The sequence below is a fragment of the Psychrobacter aquimaris genome (assembly GCF_016107525.1).
Taxonomy (GTDB): Bacteria; Pseudomonadota; Gammaproteobacteria; order Pseudomonadales; family Moraxellaceae; genus Psychrobacter; species Psychrobacter aquimaris.
The window spans coordinates 379,368-399,554 of sequence record NZ_JABASR010000001.1; the positions used below are offsets into that span (position 1 = coordinate 379,368).

16 protein-coding genes are annotated in these 20,187 nt (G+C 42.7%); 8 read left to right on the forward strand and 8 right to left on the reverse strand.

What is annotated here, in order from left to right:
- Positions 1-456 precede the first annotated feature (456 nt).
- Positions 457-990 carry a DUF2058 domain-containing protein gene (locus JFC10_RS01665; RefSeq protein WP_198331362.1) on the reverse strand — a complete coding sequence of 178 codons (534 nt, stop codon included), beginning with the start codon at positions 988-990 and terminating at the stop codon, positions 457-459.
- Between the two features lie 388 nt (positions 991-1,378).
- On the opposite strand from JFC10_RS01665, the gene JFC10_RS01670 reads away from it, so the two are divergent.
- Together JFC10_RS01670 and JFC10_RS01675 are read left to right on the forward strand one after the other, a co-directional pair.
- Positions 1,379-2,242, forward strand: a complete 864-nt coding sequence (locus JFC10_RS01670; RefSeq protein ID WP_198331363.1) for a universal stress protein — start codon at positions 1,379-1,381, stop codon at positions 2,240-2,242.
- Between the two features lie 125 nt (positions 2,243-2,367).
- Positions 2,368-3,042: a cupin domain-containing protein gene (locus JFC10_RS01675; protein WP_198331364.1), complete on the forward strand. Its 675-nt coding sequence runs from the start codon at positions 2,368-2,370 to the stop codon at positions 3,040-3,042.
- Positions 3,043-3,221: 179 nt separating this feature from the next.
- Here JFC10_RS01675 and JFC10_RS01680 read toward each other — a convergent pair whose 3' ends face one another.
- Positions 3,222-3,971: a siderophore-interacting protein gene (locus JFC10_RS01680; RefSeq protein WP_198331365.1), complete on the reverse strand. Its 750-nt coding sequence runs from the start codon at positions 3,969-3,971 to the stop codon at positions 3,222-3,224.
- A gap of 492 nt (positions 3,972-4,463) precedes the next feature.
- Here JFC10_RS01680 and JFC10_RS01685 point away from each other — a divergent pair, with 492 nt between their 5' ends.
- Complete coding sequence (locus tag JFC10_RS01685; RefSeq protein WP_198331366.1) at positions 4,464-5,969, forward strand: PepSY-associated TM helix domain-containing protein; 1,506 nt, start codon at positions 4,464-4,466, stop codon at positions 5,967-5,969.
- A 105-nt stretch (positions 5,970-6,074) separates the two neighbouring features.
- Here the strand turns inward: JFC10_RS01685 and JFC10_RS01690 are convergent, their stop codons facing one another.
- The 3 genes from JFC10_RS01690 to JFC10_RS01700 form a co-directional block, all read right to left on the reverse strand.
- The gene (locus JFC10_RS01690) at positions 6,075-7,823 is read right to left on the reverse strand and encodes a multidrug ABC transporter permease/ATP-binding protein (RefSeq protein ID WP_198331367.1); all 1,749 of its coding nucleotides are present in this window, start codon (positions 7,821-7,823) and stop codon (positions 6,075-6,077) included.
- A 111-nt stretch (positions 7,824-7,934) separates the two neighbouring features.
- Positions 7,935-10,223: a TonB-dependent receptor gene (locus JFC10_RS01695; RefSeq protein ID WP_198331368.1), complete on the reverse strand. Its 2,289-nt coding sequence runs from the start codon at positions 10,221-10,223 to the stop codon at positions 7,935-7,937.
- A 301-nt stretch (positions 10,224-10,524) separates the two neighbouring features.
- A complete protein-coding gene (locus JFC10_RS01700) occupies positions 10,525-11,652 on the reverse strand; it encodes a siderophore-interacting protein (RefSeq protein WP_198331369.1) in 1,128 nt (375 codons plus the stop codon).
- Between the two features lie 374 nt (positions 11,653-12,026).
- Here JFC10_RS01700 and JFC10_RS01705 point away from each other — a divergent pair, with 374 nt between their 5' ends.
- The 5 genes from JFC10_RS01705 (at position 12,027) to JFC10_RS01725 (ending at position 18,172) form a co-directional block, all read left to right on the forward strand.
- Positions 12,027-12,389 carry an ATP-binding cassette domain-containing protein gene (locus JFC10_RS01705; RefSeq protein WP_227685861.1) on the forward strand — a complete coding sequence of 121 codons (363 nt, stop codon included), beginning with the start codon at positions 12,027-12,029 and terminating at the stop codon, positions 12,387-12,389.
- A 350-nt stretch (positions 12,390-12,739) separates the two neighbouring features.
- The gene (locus tag JFC10_RS01710) at positions 12,740-13,981 is read left to right on the forward strand and encodes an efflux RND transporter periplasmic adaptor subunit (protein WP_198331370.1); all 1,242 of its coding nucleotides are present in this window, start codon (positions 12,740-12,742) and stop codon (positions 13,979-13,981) included.
- 77 nt (positions 13,982-14,058) lie between these two features.
- Entirely contained in the window at positions 14,059-15,246 is a 1,188-nt protein-coding gene (locus JFC10_RS01715) for an ABC transporter permease (RefSeq protein WP_406947323.1), read from the forward strand.
- Between the two features lie 64 nt (positions 15,247-15,310).
- Positions 15,311-16,018: an ABC transporter ATP-binding protein gene (locus JFC10_RS01720; protein ID WP_193013523.1), complete on the forward strand. Its 708-nt coding sequence runs from the start codon at positions 15,311-15,313 to the stop codon at positions 16,016-16,018.
- Between the two features lie 471 nt (positions 16,019-16,489).
- Entirely contained in the window at positions 16,490-18,172 is a 1,683-nt protein-coding gene (locus JFC10_RS01725) for an NAD-dependent malic enzyme (protein ID WP_198331372.1), read from the forward strand.
- A gap of 553 nt (positions 18,173-18,725) precedes the next feature.
- On the opposite strand, the gene JFC10_RS01730 is transcribed toward JFC10_RS01725, so the two are convergent.
- The 3 genes from JFC10_RS01730 to JFC10_RS01740 are packed head-to-tail and all read right to left on the reverse strand — an operon-like array spanning position 18,726 to position 20,185.
- On the reverse strand, positions 18,726-19,001 hold the full coding sequence (locus JFC10_RS01730; protein WP_198331373.1) for a helix-turn-helix domain-containing protein: 276 nt from the start codon (positions 18,999-19,001) through the stop codon (positions 18,726-18,728).
- A complete protein-coding gene (locus tag JFC10_RS01735) occupies positions 18,994-19,275 on the reverse strand; it encodes a hypothetical protein (protein ID WP_198331374.1) in 282 nt (93 codons plus the stop codon). The genes JFC10_RS01730 and JFC10_RS01735 overlap by 8 nt, the downstream gene beginning before the upstream one ends.
- A complete protein-coding gene (locus JFC10_RS01740; RefSeq protein ID WP_198331375.1) occupies positions 19,265-20,185 on the reverse strand; it encodes a hypothetical protein in 921 nt (306 codons plus the stop codon). Before JFC10_RS01740 ends, JFC10_RS01735 begins: the two co-directional genes overlap by 11 nt.
- Positions 20,186-20,187 lie beyond the last annotated feature (2 nt).

The following is a 20,187-nucleotide window of genomic DNA, read 5'->3' on the forward strand; positions in this document are numbered from 1 at the left end:
GAGCGAAGGCTAAAGTCATCGTCATTCTTTTATGATTAAGAACCTTGACCGTGTTAGTGATAATGAAAAGTTAGTGGTAATAATAATTACGTTAAGTTTTTTACATGGTTTGTTCATTTATTTATAATAAAACAGCTAACTAAATCAGGGGTCTTCATAATATAGGGCTTAAGTTTCGTAGGCTAGTATTTATATTTATGCATGTTCAATCTAACGATAAATATGACTGATGTTTATGCTAAAGAAACTTTTTTTCCCAAAGTTAAGGGATACAACGTTCTCATTAAGAAAAGCATCAAGCATGCTACGGTTATAGAGCATTGTTACGTTTTTCAACCAAAGCAGCGAGACTCGCTTAAAGATGCTCGTTTGTTACACAATAAAAAGCCCTTCATAGACTGATATAGTCCATGAAAGGCTTTTCGCTTACATCATAAGCATCAAGACATTGAACAGTTACCACATCAAGTCATCGGGAATCACATAGGCGGCATAAGGATCATCTTCTGCCAGTACTTCTTCTGATGTATCGTTAGACACGACCATGAAGCCATCCATTTTCGCATCGATGCGATCTGCCAACGGACGAGGAAGGAGGGCATAGCCTTCTTCTAAGCGTGCAATCACCACATGACCGGCGACGATTTGGTCATATAGTTTTTGAGTGACAGAGATTTTTTTAACCTTAGCATTATCGACAAATTGATAATTAACCTCGCCATTGGTATCAGCAATCTGATGCTGCTTAATCATTTGTACGATATTGGCCTTGAGCATCTTCTCTTCTAAAACACGTTGTTTTTCTTGATTGAGCTTTTGATCTTTCTCTAGTTTTTTCGCTTGGGCTTCTGCCAACGCTTTTTTTGCTTCCATGCTTTCTGAGTCACCAGTACGCTTGGCATGCTGAGTCTGCTTGCTGATTTTCTTGGCTTTTTTGCTATCCACCAATCCTGCTTTTAATAACTGAGCCTGTAGGGCGTTTTTTGCCATAATTCCATCACCTAGATAAGGACACTTAAATCATAAATGCTAAAAAGCCATTGTAGCAAAATTTGCTACGGCATGTTGTTAGACGATGACAAGACTTTTTTAGTGTATCAAGGCAGTCTATCAAAACAATGTTTGAATGTAGTGCTTTAAGACGATGCTTCTAAAGGCTTTTTAAAACCTTGAGAAATGAGGATGATAATAAACTTACTATTATGCTAGAAGCAGACACACATCGCTGGCTGAAGCCGTTTAAATTGGTTATTATCAAGGCAGTGGATACGCTTTTTTTTGCCACTATGTTTTTTGGTAACCATGTTTTTCGGTGACCATGCTTAGAGTGGGCATAGAAAGCTGTATAGGATTAAATTGTTAAATTTAAGGATGAAATATGACAACATCACAGCACATTTTAGCCTGTATAGACGGCTCGGCAGTGACTGAATCGGTTTGTGACTATGCAGCATGGTATGCCAGTAAGTTAAATTTACCCGTAGCGTTGTTGCATGTGAGTGAGGTTCCAGCCTCGACCAGACGCGATTTGTCAGGTGCAATAGGAGTCAATAGCCGCCAGTTTTTATTGGAAGAGTTGACGCAGTTAGACGAGCAAAGAGCGAAGGTGGTGAACAATTATAGCAATGCTTTGGTACAAGACGCAAAAAGCCATATCCAAGGTAACTTTACTCAGGTCGATATTCGTATCTACCAACGTCGCGGCAAGCTGTTACCTGCCATTGAACATTTTAAAGCAGAAAATCGTGCCATCGTCATGGGACGCCGAGGTGAAGATCACAAAAGCAGCCGTATTAATATCGGTAGCCAAATCGAAACCGTTGCCCGCGCATCTGACGTTCCTATATTGATTTGCTCAGAGACGTTCAAAGAACCCAGCTCATATATGATAGCTTTTGATGGTAGCAAAACCGCTATTAAAGCAGCATGGATGGTTGCAAGAAGTCCTGTATTAAAAGGATTGCAAGGTCATATTGTCATGATAGGCAATCATAACGACGCGTCAAAACAAAGCTTAAGCGCCGCAGCTGCACAATTGGAGGACGCAGGTTTTAGCGTAGCGGCACATCATTTATCTGCCTCCGATGCCGTTGACGGCTTGTTAAGATTTCAGGTAGAAAACAACATTGATATGATGGTAGTGGGTGCTTACGGGCACTCGAAATTGCAACAATTATTTCTTGGTAGTACCACGACAGAAATTATCGCTAGTACGCTATCTCCTGTGATTTTAGTACGTTGAAAACCTAGTAAGGTTTATAATAGCGAGGTGCAATCATTGCGCCTTCAGCTGTCGATAACGTTCAATGATCATCACTGACGTTTGCTAAAGGGTCATCTCATCATACTGTTTCTGGACATGGTTTTATGCTTATTAACGCAGACTTTACTCACCGCGCTGCCCTTACATCTGAACAATACCAGTGGATTAAGTCACCACAAAATGGGGTAGAGCGCGTGATGCTTGACCGTGTGGGTGCAGAAAAAGCACGTGCCACTAGCCTTGTACGCTATGCGCCCAATTCTTATTTTCCGCATCACCTACATCCAGGTGGTGAAGAGATTTTAGTATTGTCGGGTACTTTTTCTGCAGATGACAAACATTATCCAGCAGGTTGGTATTTGCGTAATCCACCGACCTCAGGACACAAGCCTTATAGTGATGAAGGAGCAGTAATTTTCGTCAAGCTACGTCAAATGCCATTTGATGAATCTCGTTATGTGGCTATCGATACTAAAGATAAGGCTCATTGGCAAAAGCAGGGCAGCCGTGATGTTTGTCCTCTATTCTCAGGTGATAATGAACAGGTGAGTTTGCAACGTATCAAGGCAGGCGAGTTACTGTTTAATGAGGCAGTCTATGGCGGTGCAGAAATACTGGTCTTAGTAGGCGAGTTGATAGATATAGATGAGGGTAACGTTTATCAGCGCGGTGGCTGGATACGTCTGCCAGCAGGTGAGCATGCGCAAATACAGGCAGGGTCAGAAGGGGCAACGGTGTATCTCAAAACAGGACATCTAATGCAAGTGATAGGGTTGTAAGGAACTTAGCAATAACTGATTATAAGCAGTCAGCTGCTCAGATTTTACAATTTCACTATGCTGTTATTTAGCCAATAAAGGTAGATAAGCATTGGAGTAATGATTAATAATGCAAAATTTATCAATCATTACTCAGATAGCGTTTAAAACAGTTCAAAAACATAAACCGTCATTGCTGATCATTCTATACTTTGTGCATCCTCTTGTTTTACAATTTTATGCTGATCTTCTGTGCTATCGAATTTCCAATAACTGGATATGTATAAATGCGTTTTTGGTACTGCGCGCTCAACTTTGAAGTACTGACGTAATGCTCGCATACTATGGAACTCGCAAGCCGCCCAGACCGCAGGTTGTCCTGCTAGCCAATTAAGCGCTTTAACACATTCTAGTAACGGGCTGCTTTCTGCATTTGGATGTGCATTTATCACCCAATGAATGTCAACGTTGTCTGGCTTTTTGAGAGGTTGCTTATCTGCTTCAGTGGTCACCTCAATGACCGCATAGCCGCGGGCATCATCAGGCAGTTGGGCAAGATTGACGGTAATCGCTGGCAGCGCGGTCATATCACCGACCAATAAAAACCAGTCCGCCTCATTGTTGATGAGCTTCTTTGGTCCAGGGCCGCCTACTAATACTTGATCACCCACTTGGGCATTACGTGCCCATGTTGAGGCAGGACCTTCTGTCTCGTGCAAAGCAAAATCAACATCTATCTCATCATCACGCTGAATGCTGACGGTATAGGTGCGTACTAGAGGTCTAGCATCTTCGCCTTGGCCTTGAGGGAACATCAGTTTGATATAGGCGCTTTCTTGATCTGCTGGAAAATCAATCAGTTCAGCCCCGCCAAGCGTGACGCGGCACATGTTGGGGGTGAGGTATTTTCTGTCAATAACATCAAGTAATCTAGGGGTAGGTTTTGCCATGTTAATACGTTCCTTCTTTTGTAGCATTTAACGATAGTGCTCAAAGTATTGTCTATTATCATCTAACGGTTTGTTAACAAGGCGAGCAAACTGATTTGATGCTCTCATCTCGTTCAGAATCACATTTTCTTATAAATGATGACTAAATGCCGAAAGTAAAATAGAAGTAATAATATCATTAATGATTATTATTATCATTTAAATTTTACAAATAAAGCACTTTTAGAGAGACTGCTGCTTAGGGAGTGCTGCATTGAACGGTTGGAGATAGCAGACGGTTGGGATAATTAATATTTATAAAAACAATATCTTAAGACTAATGAAGCTATATTAAATGATAGTTATTGTCATAACCGATGGTGTTTAAATGACTTTTCTCGTATGATGCACGCGTATATCTGAGCGTAAGTAAACAAGTGAGTATTGTTAAGTACCGCTATTGATAGATCCATGTTGTTTATCGAGCAATCAGAGTTGTTAAAGGTCATATTTATGAACGAACCCATACGTCAATCTACTAACAACCAACGCTATTTTACGGTATGGCGCTGGCATTTTTATGCAGGGATGTTTGTCGCGCCTTTTTTAGTTATCCTAGCGTGTACCGCACTCGGTATGCTGTTTATGTCCAACACCGCAGGCCGTGATAATGACCGTTTAACTGTCGCTATTCCAGAATCGACGGTTCAGGCTCCTATCGCGACGCAAGCAAAGAATGCGCTAAGTACGCTACCTGACAGTACACTGATAAAATATATTGCACCACGCGATACGGATACGGTTGCCTTATTCCAGATCAAGTCAGCAGATCATGACAATATGGTGGCAGTGAACCCTTACACAGCCGATATCGTTGATAGTAGTCCTGCGAATAGCAATTTGTACTATACCTTTGACAGTATCCATAGTGATTTGCTATTAGGTAAATTTGGTGATTATCTTCTAGAAACCGCTGCCTCATTAACCATTTTGCTGATCTTGTCTGGCTGGTATCTATGGTGGCAAAAATGCAGATCAATCAAAGCCATGCTTATCCCTAACGATATGGTGAGCAATAAGAAAAAACGCTCATTTATCCGTACCATTCATGCGACCTTGGGCAGTTGGATATCTGTGTTGCTGCTGTTTTTTTGTATATCAGGAATGGCATGGGCAGGTGTATGGGGCGAGAGAGTCGTGCAAGCATGGAGTCAGTTTCCTGCAGGGAAGTGGGGCGTGGCACCAGTTCCCATGTCTATTGACCACAGTCAGCACCATGCTGGTATGGATATGGATAACGTCGACGCCGCGCCGCACGTTCATGGGTCGACGCCCGCTGTCGTACCTACGCATGGCAGTGTCCTAAATTCAGGCAAAGCCAAAGAAGTGCCTTGGGTGCTCGAATTGACACCGATGCCTGTATCTGGAACGACTATGGGGAAAAATGGTATTGCGCCTAATATACCCATTATGATCGATACGGTAGATCGATTTGCTCGTGAAATTGGTTTTAACGGGCGTTATCAATTAAATCTACCTCAAGGAAGTACTGGCGTCTGGACGATTAGCCAAGACTCCATGAGTTATGATATGAATAGCCCAACAGCTGATCGCACGGTACATATCGACCGCTATTCGGGCAATATCTTGGCGGATATACGTTTTGATGATTACAATGCTTTTGGTAAATTTATGGCGGCAGGTCTCGCGCTGCACATGGGCACGCTCGGCTGGTGGAGCTTACTGGCCAATGTACTGTTTTGTCTATCGGTGATTGCCATGTGTGTGAGTGGCTATGTCATGTGGTGGCAGCGTCGTCCGCGTCATGCCAGTGAGGAAAATTATGGACTCAATCCGCCAGCTCGTGGGCAGCGTTTTACAGTTTGGTGGCCGCTCGCTATTCCTTTGTTGGCAGTGGCTATCATATTCCCAACCGCCATCATTGCGATTGTGGTTATTGCGCTATTGGACTTTTTAGTGATTTCACGGGTTGGTTTTTTACAGAAATTATTAAAATAAAAGAGTACATTGAATAAGTATTTTGTTTTTGAGTATAAAAAGGGGTGTCTGTCTAACAGATGCCCCTTTTTTGTTATCATTGTTGCTTTGTTTTTGGAACTGGTACTACTTCAACATTGAGATTGCATCGGCACTGGCACGCTGTCGTTCTTCAGCATTAAGCTCAATGAGGCGACCTTCTTTCATTAGTAATAACCGATCAGCATGTTCAAAGTAACCATCATCATGACTGATAATAAAGAGCGTTTTACCCAATGCTTTTAGTTCAGGTATCAATGTCTGATAGAACACTCGGCGAAAAGCAGGGTCTTGATCGGCAGCCCATTCATCGAGTAGCAAGATATCTTTTTGTTCAGCGACCGCGATAAGCATAGCCAAGCGTTTGCGTTGCCCTTGCGATAGCTTATCGGTAGACAGCTGGTTGTCAGCCACACTTATTTTATCTTGCAAGTTCAATTTATGCAGCCACGCATTTACCAGTGATTCGTCCGGCTGCTGTCCTTGTTTGCCAATCAATTGCTTAAAAATATGCTGATCGCTAAAAATAGCAGAATACAGTTGTCTATAATCAGCATTATTCTGTGAATCAACGGGTTGTTTGTTGATATTTACTGTACCCGTGGTAGGCGTGAAAATGCCTGTGATAATCTTGGCCAGCGTAGACTTGCCGCTACCATTGGCCCCGATCAAAAACACCACATCGCCTCGTTGTAGCGTTAAATTGACGTTTTTTAAAATATCACTAGAGCGGCCGCTGTCTTTGGCTGTTAATGTCTGAGCATCGACATCATCGACATCATTGGCATTGTTGTCACCACTGTTATTGGAAACATTATAGCGATAGTTAACATCAGTCAGCGAGATGGTTTGCCAGTGTTGGCTGGTGTTGCCAGTTCTAAATGCTGGTTGATAATCAGCCAATTCTAACGATTGTATTTTGTCTAGGGCGACTTGAGCCGTTTGCAATGTTGGATAGGCACCGACGGCATGGAGCAGCGGTGACTGCATAAATAGAATCGTTAAAGAAAAAGTGGTGGCGATGCCCATAGATATGCCGAGATAATTTGACACGGCGAATACCACACCAATCGCGGCGAACATCATAATGTTAGACCAGTTCACGGCTGATAAATGATAAGTATCCGATTTAATCACGCGCTCTTTGTACGATTTTGCATGATCTAAAAAATCATGCGTGTATATCTGTTCGGCGCGGTGATGGTTCAACGCCAGCTCTTTGCGACCATCTATGATTGATTGATAATCTTGATACAGTGCATCGTCAATTTCTCTGATGGCTCTTAGGTGATGATACACATGCTTGACTAAAATGGTGCTGATCCAAATCGTCATTGCAATCCAAAACATGACAATCAGTAATAATGGCAGCGATAGCCAGCCCAAATACATAGCGACACCAACAGACAAAATAACGCCTTGCACCAGTTCTGGCATACGCACAAAGGCGACGGTAATGGACTGGATGTCTGAGGATAGACTGGCGAGTAACCGCGCACTACCCAAATGATCTATTTGAGGGACGGCCGTGTCAATGATTTGTTTGACCAGCTTGTTTCTGAGCTCGTAGACAAACTGATGCCCCAAGCGTGTGAGTGCATATTGCGACACAAAGGTGGTCACCAACAATAGCAGCACGAGCATAGCAAACTGCCCTAAGCTCAACCACGATAAGGTATTGAATACAGGTTGGCTGATAAAGGTATGATTGATATAAGCGATGATGCCCACACTGACCGCGGCATTCACCAAATTAAGTAAAATGACTTTAAGAAAAGGCAGACGATAGTGTGCCCAAATCATATGATATAAAGAAACGGTGGCGTGAGAGGACATAATGGCTCAATAATAGAATGGTTTTTTGCGTATTTTTGATGGCATAAAAGGGAGTAGGTTATGCCTAATCCCTTTTATCAAGTCTTATAAACGTAGTTTAATCCGCAGGTCTTAAAAGTCGAAAGTCGCTGATACTTTTAGGGCAGTAGGGTCGCCGGCATTCAAATAACCGTAGGTTGGAAGACCACCCACTGACTGCCAGTAATCTTCACCAGTCACGTTTGTTACCATGCCTTTCAATGTGACATTTTGTCCTGCCAGCATCGTTTTATAGCGAGCGCCAAGGTCTAGCGTGGTATAACCATCAACCTTTAAGGTGTTAGCGGCATCGGCATAACGCGCACCTGTATGAATAATATCGCCCGTCAATGTTAATCCTTCGACTGCTGCCAGATCATATTCTAAATTCACATTACTTTGCAGTTTGGGTACACCAATGACTCGATTGCCGTCTAACGTCACATCGCCGGTGTTGTCCTGTTTTGCATTTAAATAACTGACACCAGCGATCAGGCGCATGTTTTCACTTGGGCTACCGAATACGGACAGCTCAGCGCCTTGATGACGGTTTTCACCAGCTGCTACAAAGGTATCGGTATTATCAACATAGGCACGTGGCTCATCTGTACGGAATATTGCTAAGCTACTGCCAATCGTACCATTATCATACTTTACGCCGACTTCCGTTTGTTTGCTGACGTAGGGAGCCAAATCTTGACCACCATTGGTGACAATTGTTTCACCCTGTACCAAAGGCGCGGTGTCTCCTTTAGCTAGGCTTTCGATATAATTACCATAAACAGACCAATCTAGACTCGGTTGGTAAACAATCCCAATGCTTGGTGTCCATTTGCTTTCGTCATAACTACCATTTTCAGCCTGAGTGTTATAGTCATAGCTGGTCGTTTGTATGTTTTGATGACGCACCCCTACGGTGGTTTTTAGTTTGTCATCGAACAAAGAAAAAGTATCCGCTAGCGCAACGCTTTGTAGCTGCGTCTCACCTGTTAGTTTTGGATTATCTAAATTGCCGCCAAAGACTGCCGCATCTGACCAGCTGTTATCACGATACTTAGTAGGGTTATACAAATTGGTAGCAAACTGATTATTAAAATCAAAACCATAAGCGCCTTTTTCTTCTTGATCGTAAAGGCTCGTGGCTATTACCCAGTCATGATCAATCTTACCCGTTTGCCATTGGCCACGCAGACCAAGTTCGGCACTTTGTACCAGATCTTTTCTAGTATTGTCAAAGCGATAAGTCGTGCCTGTACCATCAACGTTGTTAACGGTCAAATTGGCCAACGAGTTTTCTTCGTCACCACTTCTGACGCCATAAGCACCATAAGCCGTGATACTGTCATTTAAGTCATATTCGCCTCTAATGGTACCGAATACGTCCTCTTCGTTTGAGTACGTCCAAGGCTGTGCCCAATTCTTTGAGCCGTCTGGTGCTTTTGGTACTCTAGAAACACCAGCAAGTGTGACACTAGGACGAGTTTCTTTGAGTTTGTTGTCTTGCCAGCCCAAATCAGCTGATAGTCGATACTGATCGCCTCTATAATCTAATCCCAACGCTACCAGACCCAATGTTGAAGATTCGTCATCGATTGCACTGTCGCCATCTTGATAAGCAGCGTTAAAACGAACGCCAAAGGCATCATCTGTACCGAAGCGATCACTAACATCTACTGCCACTTTGCCTTGATCGTCTTGACCATAACCCAAGGTCAGCTCACGTAGCGGTTCGTTGCCAGCACGTTTTGGTAATAGATTAATCGTACCGCCAGCGTTACCGCCACTGGGCGCAGCACCATTTAGCATGGTCGAAGCACCGCGCTGAACTTCAACGCGCTCGAACAGTTCAGTCGCGATATACTGCCTTGGTAATATACCGTACAGACCATTGTACATCGTGTCATCGGAGGTCGTGACAAAGCCGCGCATAAAGTACGCTTCTTGAAAGTTACCATAACCTCTCGCGACACGGACAGTCGGGTCTTTTTTGAGCAGGTCGCCCACACTTTGTGCCTGCTGATTGGCGATGTATTCATTGGTATATGATGTGGTCGAGAACGGCGTATCCATAATGTCTTGATTGCCCAAGATTCCCACGCGGCTACCAGTTGCAACTTGACCACCTTCATAAGCGGTTGGCAGCCCGTCTGCTGAAGCATCGGCGCTACTGGTCACGACAATTTCATCGAGGACCACACTTGGGGCACCGGATTGAGCATCGATACTTGAATCTGTTTGTGCCCATACGGCTTGGCTTGCACCCAGTAATATTACCGATGTGGACAAACAAGATGAGCACAGTGATTTTAGTAAAAACGGATGACGAGATATACTTAAAGGATTAGGGCGAAATAACGCAGAGTATAAGCGAGACAGTTGCATGAATATTTCCAGCACATAGATTAAATGCTCATTATAATGATAATCATTTTCATTACAATATATTACTGGATTAAATCTCAATATATTTTATCGTATTAAGTGTACGTTTTTGATAGACAGCACCATAAGTCGTCTAAAGTTGGTCAGTCAGCTGTGGCAGCACCAACGATTATGAATAGCTCAATCTATGAGCCATCACAAGTGTTTGGTAGATGGCTAAATACTTTCTATTGATGATTAAATGCCTACTGTTTTAAAAAAAGGCTATTTATAAAAAGGTGCTGTCTATAAAAAATAATGATTATTGCGCACGCCAATAGACTTTAATGACCATATCCTGACGTGATAACCCAAGGTTTGCCTTTAGTTGCTGTCGTAATGATTTGATATCCGCTGCTTCCAGAGCACCCCATACTTTGCCAATCTTGAGAGGCAGTCTCGCGAGTTGTGTGTTTAATAATGCCATTATTTGCTCAGTAACATCAGTCGTTGGGGTGTTAATCAGATGGCACAAACTATCTTGCAAAAAATGCGCATCGTGGCGCAGTTGATTACTGAGTGTTAGCGTATGTAAATAACGGATATCATCTGGATCATTAGTGATGGCAATGACAAGAGGCGGTAAAGGATTCTGCCAGCTTTCCAATAGATTGGCTACCGTAGGCAAAGAGGTTTCATCACAGATGAGTAAGCACTGACCAGTGCTGAGATGTTCTATTTTCTCTGGATATTCACGTACCGTTTTGATTTGACTGCCACAGTCAAGTGCACGCGCCCAAATGCCTCCCGCCGTGTCGCCATGAATGTAAACGTCTATCCATGCTTGGACGGACGAGCTGCTCGAATCTCGCCATGCTTTTCGCAAGGTATAGTAGCGCTGTAAAGGTTTGTCGCTATCTTTTGAATGATTTTTTGTAGCAGATAGACCATCCGAATCCAGCTCAAACAAATACGCGTAGCCAGGATGAGTGAGTGGCGTACTATCGGGTGCGGTTACCACCAGTCGATACATATTGGGGCTGGCGTAATAGCCATCAATGACCGTAAAACGCTGTTCTTTAAGCTTGATAGTGCGCTTGCCAAGCTTATTGGCAGATGTTTGCAATAGCGTTATATATTGCTCTTGTAGCGTCATAGATTCACTAATAGGAGCCGTAAAATCGATAAAATATTGACTTCTAAGCATGGTGCTGTTTGTTAAGGTGTCGTTGTCATGGTTGGTGGCTGTGACATCCATCAATATTCCATCAGTATACAGCTCTTTTATCGAGGCGATCTCGTGCTCACTCACTGTCGTGGTAGTGAAGGCATTGATAAACATAGCGAGTTCATCTTGATGCTCTTCATTGACATGACTCATAAACTGGTCTTTGTCAGCCATGTCTAGCGGTGTTTTATCGAAATCGTACTGAGCAGGTGATTGAGCCATAAAATGTCATCCAAGCCAAAATTCAAATAATCGTTAAGCAGAAATTTTTAATCAATGAATGATTGGCTACTGATTAAGGGCGAGATAGAAATGTAATAATTGCTATGCATAAAAAAATTCAAATTCAAATGCTAATGATTATTAATGTCACCTAGGTTTTTATTACGATAATATACCATAGGTTAATTTATTTACAATCATAAACGGGCTGGTGTCTTACGATGATTGATATTTTTCTTGTAAAGATCAGCAATCGTGACTCTTAAACGATGCATATGGATGTACCGGTTGGCATCGTTTTAGCGTTGCTTAGCGGTCCATTCTTTATTTGGCTGTTCGTGCGTAGTAGCCGCCGTTAATCGGAGAGGGTATTTATGTTTCATTCATTTTTTACGGCTACATCAAAGACATCGCTAGCGAATCGAGACAGTCGTATAAGTAGTGATGCAGGTGAGTTACTGTCGATGCAAGATATTCATATCTCGCACGGTCATAAAGCATTGTTAAGAATAGACAAGCTAACCGTGCCAAGCCAAAAGCTGGTCGCCTTTATCGGACCAAATGGCGCGGGTAAAAGCACGTTGCTGCATACAGTTTTGGGTCAACACACAGAAACTGCGCTTAAAACGGATGGTCACATTACGATTTACGGTCAGCCTATCAACGAGGTCATGAATGATGGTCATATCGCTTGGGTTGGACAACATGAGCGTTTTACTCTGTTTATATCGCACTGATTTATTCGGTAATAAAAAACCCTTCATGCTATATAAATAATAGCATGAAGGGTTTTTTCACATCTTAATTATTGTAATGAAGCAAATGCTCCTAATATAACCATACAAATAGGATGATTTTCAGTTAAAAAATAATTTTAAATCTAAAAAATTATGAGTTGATACCCTCTATTTTAGTCAGAAAGTCACTTTATTATCTGGTTAATTAATGTAAATCATTTGCTCATTTTCCCAAAAAAATCCACCAACCACTATTATTTTAGTAAAATATTTGAAGTAAACTCGCATAACGATCGGATTTAGTAGAAACTGTAAACCACTAGGTATTTGTTCTGAACTGGAGAAACTCATTGCGCGCTATTCCTTATAAACTTATCGTTAGCGCACTACTGCTCATCATTGTTGCGGGATTTTTTGCCTTTCGCTGGTGGCAAGGACCACTATTACCAAGCTATAGAATATCTTCGATGCCTTTGGTGCAGACGGTAGTAGCGACTGGACGGGTCGTCGCCGTATCAAATACTGACATTGGTAGTGAGATATCAGGTATCGTATTAGAGCGGCTGGTGCAAGAAGGCGAACAAGTCGCTGCAGGAGATTTATTGTTGGTATTGAGCTCCGATGACGTTGCAGCCCAAGTGCGTCAAGCAGAAGCCGAGTTGGCTGAATTGATTAGTAGCACTCGTCCACAAGCAGTGGTGGATTTGACCAATGCCGAAGTAGCGTTGGCGCAAGCTGACCGTAATGTCGAGCGTAGGCGTGAATTGGCGGCCATCTCGGCCATTTCTGATGAAGAACTGGAGCAGGCGATTCAAGCCCAAGCCCAAGCCCGCAATAACCTTGAAAATGCACGCCTGAGAGCAAATGCACTCTCATCTGGTGGTGTTGAAGAAGATTTATTACGTGCTCGTATTGCAGCATTGCAGGCTCAGCTCAACAAAGCGCAAGTACGTAGCAAAGTATCAGGTACTATCCTGACACGTAATGTTGAGATAGGTGATTTGGTGCAGCCAGGTCAGAGCTTGTTTACTATTGCCCTCGATGGTAAGACTGAAATAAGAGTACCGCTTGATGAACGTAATTTATCTCGACTGGCTTTGCAGCAACCAGCTGTCGCTATTGCCGATGCCTATCCGGATAAACCGTTCCCAGTACGTATTAGTTTTATTGCACCAAGCATAGATCCGCAACGCGGTACGGTAGAGGTGAGATTATCCGTCGATCCTGTACCTGATTTTTTGCGTCAAGATATGACAGTATCAGTGAATATCGAAACGGATCAACGCGCAAAAGCCTTAGTCATTCCTAATGATGCACTGGCCAATGTTAAAGAAGACAACGCCGAAGTCTTACTATTGCGTGATGATAAAGTCCAGCGCCAGCGAGTAAGATTGGGGTTGCGCGGGTTGGCAGCATCAGAGGTACTTTCGGGACTGAGTGAAGGTGATGAGATATTGGTTGATGCGACAGCCTCGTTGGCTGATGGCGAAAGAGTTAGAACTACGCTGCAAGCCGCACCTTTTGCCGATACTGAGGCTAACAAGATGACGACGGCACCTGATAAGAGCCAAGCAGCGGAGACAGTCAATTGACGGCTTTTTTCGGTAAACTTTGGATTAACGCTACTATTGCCATCAGTTTTTTACGCGAGGGACGCATACAGTCGCTGATGATTACTCTGGGAGTGGCGATAGGTGTTGCCGTTATTATATTCATAACGGCATTGATTCAAGGGTTACAGACTAATCTTATCGATAGTACCCTCGGCAGTCAGGCACATATTCGCTTATTACCGCCAGACGAAGTCAACCTAATAGCACCGCCTGCTGCTGATACCCTGCAACTGATACAAGAAGACAAGCGTCCGCAACGCTTGCGTTCAATCAATAATTGGCAGCAAATCACTGACACTTTAGATCAATTACCCTTATTGACCGCAGTATCACCAAACGTATCTGGTCCAGGTTTTGTCAGGCGTGGTGAGGCACTAGAGTCGGTGATATTAGTGGGTACTGATTTGGTGCGCTATCAGAACATTATCCCACTTGATGAATACTTAATCAGTGGTGAGCTGCGAGTGGGCGCAGATAATGTGTTGATTGGTAGTGAGCTGGCTAAAGATTTGGGAGTAGAAGTCGGCAGTAAGTTACGTTTGGACACGGGTCAAGACAGTAGTGATAATAGCAGCAACAATCTGAGTAGCAACCTTAGTAGTAACAGCGCTGTCGTCAATGTCGCTGGTATATTTGAGCTCGGCGTACGAGAGCTTGATGCGCGCTACGTTTATCTAGACTTAAAACAAGCGCAGTCATTACTCAACCTACCGGGCGGTATCACAGTCATTGATTTGACGGTTGAAGATATCTTTGAGGCGGAAGAAATCGCTGCCCAAGTCGGGCGCTTAACCTCGTTGCAAGCAGAAAGCTGGATTGAAACCAACGCCCAACTGCTAAATGGTCTCACTGCTCAAAGTTTATCTAGCAATATGATTGTGGTTTTTGTGGCAATTTCGGTGGCTTTTGGCATTGCCAGTGTCTTATCAGTTAGCGTGGTACAGCGTACGCGAGAGATCGGTATTCTACGAGCAATGGGCGCAACCCGTCAGCAAATTCTACGAATATTCTTGATTCAAGGAGCCATATTTGGCTTGCTAGGCTCCATGGTTGGTAGTGGTGTCAGTTATGTATTGGTCTGGTCTTTTAATACTTTTGGACCCAATATATTTACGATTCCAATATCGATAAACTTAATCTTAGTGACTATGTCGCTAGCAACGCTAACAGGTGTTATAGCAGCAGCTATCCCAGCGCGGCGAGCAGCAGCACTCGATCCAGTGGTGGCTATTCGTTATGTCTAATCATGATTCCAGTGCCACTTTTAATAATCATTCTGCTAGTCCTTTTGATAAGACGTCAACCCTTATGCCTAGTGAATCTCACGAAGTCTTGCGTTTAGAGGCACTAAAAAAGTCTTATAACATCGGTCAACCTAATGAGATTGAAGTGCTTCACGGTATTGACTTAACTATTAGTACTAATGACTTTGCAGCACTGATTGGTCCTTCAGGTTCGGGTAAAAGCACTCTACTAAATATACTAGGTTTACTGGATCAGCCAACCAGCGGTGAGTTATATCTTTTGGGTCAAGCAACCAGTGCTATGAGTGATGCCGGTCGCACCGCGTTACGTGGCAGTAGTATTGGCTTTGTCTTTCAGTTCCATCATCTGATTCAAGCTTTTAGCGCATTAGACAATATCTTAATGCCTCTAACGTTGACACAGGGTCGTCCGAATAAGGTTGCTATTCAAAAAGCGCGAGAGCTATTGGCAGCTGTTGGTCTAGAGCGATTCGCTGGTAGTAAGCCTAACGAGCTATCAGGCGGTCAGCAACAGCGTGTGGCGATTGCACGAGCCTTGATAACTGAGCCGGCATTGTTATTGGCTGATGAACCTACGGGTAATCTTGATACCGTTACAGCTGCCGAGGTGTTTGAGCTGTTCCGCAAGGTCAATCAGGAACGTGATTGCGCAGTATTGCTGGTCACTCATGATCCACGTTTATCAGCATCCTGCGATCGAACGATTAATTTGGTTGATGGTCGTATTGAGAGTGATACGTTGAATAATTAAAAATATTGTATGGATAATAAAAAACCCTTTTTATAAAAATTTAGGGTAAAAGCTAAATACATCTATCAACAAGTAGATATACCTATCAATAAATTTAGAGTATCAAAATAAATAGCAATAATCGATAAAGCTTTGGTTCTAAGTAGCAATCGAGCAAGTAGGCTTTATTCTGTATTCAATATGTACTAGCATCCTATCTGTTCATGCATACACTACACCATTTCCTAGGCTCTGTTGGGATAGATACAGAGTTTTCATGTGCTTGACTAAGATCAACTTGGCATTTGATTCCTTTTAGGCATCTCCATAGAAAATGATATTATTTATAGGTAAATGTATCAGTGTCATCAAGTTTAGAACCATGCTTACTCAAAATGATTTGTTATCTATTGTTAAATATGGGCTGATGCTATGTATAATGCAGCACTAGCATAGTTTCCACTCATACGTCCTTAATAAGAAGATTCCATTATGTCAAACAAACGTCCTTTATATATTCCCATTGCTGGACCAGCTCTACTAGAGACCTCTTTACTAAATAAAGGCAGTGCTTTTTCATCAGAAGAACGTGATAGCTTTAATTTAACCGGGCTATTACCTCATAATATTGAGACGATTGAGGAGCAATCATTACGTGCTTATCATCAACTGCGCTCATTCACTAATGATATGGATAAGCATATTTACTTGCGTAATATACAAGATACCAATGAAACCTTATTTCACCATCTAATTGAGCAGCATATTGAGGAAGTCATGCCGCTTATTTATACCCCAACAGTTGGTCAAGCGTGTGAAAAATTCTCGCAAATTTATCGCCGTAAACGGGGTTTGTTTATCTCATATCCTGAGCGCCATCAAATCGATGATATGCTGCAGAATGCCACCAAACAAAACGTCAAAGTAATCGTTGTCACTGACGGCGAACGTATATTGGGCCTAGGAGACCAAGGTATTGGTGGTATGGGTATTCCCATTGGTAAATTAGCTTTATACACGGCTTGTGGTGGTATCAGCCCAGCTTATTGTCTACCTATTTTGCTGGATGTCGGCACCAATAACCAACAGCTACTTGACGATCCTATGTACATGGGTTGGAGAAATCCACGCATCTCTGGTGATGAATATAATGAGTTTGTCGATTTATTTATTCAAGCCGTTAAGCGTCGTTGGCCAGAGGTGTTATTACAATTTGAAGATTTTGCACAGGAAAACGCCACCCCTTTATTGAACAGATATCGTGACCAGTTATGCTGCTTCAATGATGATATTCAAGGGACTGCTGCGGTTTCGGTCGGTGCTTTGATTGCAGCGTGCCTAAATAAAGGTCAGAAACTAAGTCAGCAAAAAATAGCATTTTTAGGGGCAGGATCGGCAGGATGTGGTATTGCTGAGCATATCATTCGTCAAATGCAGCGTGAAGGGTTGACTGAAGAGCAGGCTCGCAGTCAAGTATTTATGGTTGACCGTTATGGCCTGCTTACTGATAGCATGACAGAGCTACAAAAATTCCAAGAACCGTTAGTGCAAAAGCAATCTGCTATTGAGCACTGGGACAAAAGTCAAAAGCTGGGTTTAGCGCAAGTGGTCAAACAAGCAGAAATCACCGTATTATTCGGCGTCAGTGGACAAAAAGGTCTGTTCACCCAAGAGGTGATCGAATTATTATGTGTTAATACTGAAAACCCAATTGTACTACCGCTTTCAAATCCAACTTCTCGTGTGGAAGCAACGCCGCAAGAAGTGACTAATTGGAGTAAGGGTAAGGCAATTATTGCAACGGGTAGTCCTTTTCCCCATACCACTTTTAACGGTCAGTCTTTTGAAGTTTCTCAGTGTAATAACAGCTACATATTTCCCGGTATCGGTCTGGGTGTTTTAGCAGCACGGGCGACGGGTATCAGCGATAATATGCTAATGGCGGCAAGCCAAGCCCTTGCAGATATATCAATGGAATACGAAAAAGCACCAGGTGCCATACTACCGCCTATTAAAGTTATCAGAGAGATTAGTGAAAAAATAGCTTATGCAGTGGCATTGCAAGCAGTTCAAGATAAGCTGGCACTACCTATCACGGTAGAGAATTTACAACGCCGATTAAAAGCGAATTTTTGGTTACCTGAATATCGTAATTATCGCCGTACTTCTTTCTAGTTTTATAGATTAGATATAGTACATTCTAATATTAAGCATATAATCTAAGTAAAATACTAAATGAAAAAAGGTTGTTAATGCTATATTATATATAGTGTTGGCAACCTTTTTTACTTCTATTAAATCCATTAGTTTACCAAGTTTGCTTTTACCGTTTCTTCAGCATAGCTCAATGATTGTTTTCCATTAAATTTTAGACAATAAAAAATCCTTACAAGCATTGGCTTGTAAGGATTTAAATTTGGTGGGCCCAGTAGGACTTGAACCTACGACCAAAGGATTATGAGTCTTATATTCGGTAGAAATACATGACAATATTAAAAGGTATTAAAGCGTATCAAACAATACAAAGCTATATTTATCAGGGGCTTGAGAGAAGTTATACAATATTAGAATGTAATAAGAATTATGTAACGATAATTAAAAAGTATATCAATAGTATACTTGCTGGCATGTACGAGGTTTTGACAGTATACCAGCCCCTGCCTTGAGCGCGATCCAAGGCAGGAAAACGGTAACGGCACTCTAAGAAAGATTCTCAAACCAATACCTATCAAGCGTATTGTGCCGTGCAGTGGTAGGCTGGCTCGTCGGTAAGGTAGTCATCAAGATCGCGCTTATAATACACTACGCAACGTGGGCGTGGTTTAAAAAATGCTATGCCATTGGTATCTTCACAGCGCATCTTTTGCAAGGTTGCTGTTGATACACCAAGATAGCTCGCTGCATACTCAGGGGTCAGCGGTGTGTTCGGTGGATTGTTAATAACAAACTGCTTCATCTTCATTTTTTCGTCTTCAGTGACGTCCTTCCATAGCTTTTTAGCCATTGTTACTCTCCTTTAATCCAAGTCGCTCGTACATGTTTTCACGCAAGTCTACTTCCAATTGAAGCTTGTGCCATGACAAGCGACTACGTTCATTTAAGTCAATATCAACTTTCGCCATTATCTGCGCCCAACCACTGAAATATTTATCTTCACAATAAATCATATCAGCCACGGCAGCGGTAAATAACCAAGGCTCCTCACCCTGAGAGACAGCAATCTCTTTGCCTTTAAAAGCCTCGGACAGCTCTTTTTTAATATCTTCTTTAGTTCGCATTGGACACCTCATCTAAACATTCACGCGCATTACCAATAGCAGCTCGCAACTTGATATTTTCGCTAGCCAAGTTCTGAACCTTTTGCCGTAGGGTAATTAGTTCCTGCTGGTAATTTCTACCCGCAGCCTCATGCTTGTAACTGACTGCGCTTGGCTCAACCACTTTAAACTCAATAACCCAAACCCAAGGGTTATACTCCCAAACAACATCGTCGTCTTGATGTTTATCATCCCAGTGACGAGAGAATACAATTTGGGCAACTGATAGGGGTTGGTCACGTAGACGCGCACCAATATCAAAATGATGAACACCTTCTGCTACTGCATCAGCATGTGATGTATTTTGCACACGCTCAATGCGAATATTAGTTGCTTCTAAAAGCAAACGACTTGCCCAACGTGGCATTGCGCTAGCGTTACGCCAATACGGTAGGTCTTGAGGGTTGCTAAAATCGAATCGATCAGCGCCAGGTACGCAAGGTACACCACGATCTATCAATTCCTGTGCTACCTCAAGCGGATAATCGTCATTGGGATTTGTCTCCATCTCCTCTTCGGTTAAATAGTTGTAAGAAGCAGAGTAGCCGTCTTTATACTCAATCTTTACCTCGCCATCTTCAAAAGCCCAGCTAATAGGTCTGTGTTTTTCTTGCACCCAAATCCTATCGCCAACCTTGAATGGTGCAACCTTACTACCTACAGCCCTCCGCTGCATCGCATCAAAGAAAGGTTTGTCTGATTTAGAGTGGACGGATACACGTACATCGTTATCTTCCCACTCCCAGTAACCTTGTGAGTTAATGTAAGGCTGTGAAGACAAAGGCACCCTATACTGCGTCTTATCACCTGCCAGCACTGCGTTGACTTCTTGCGCCGTTAAAGCTATTGGACGTTCTTTTGTATTAATCATGA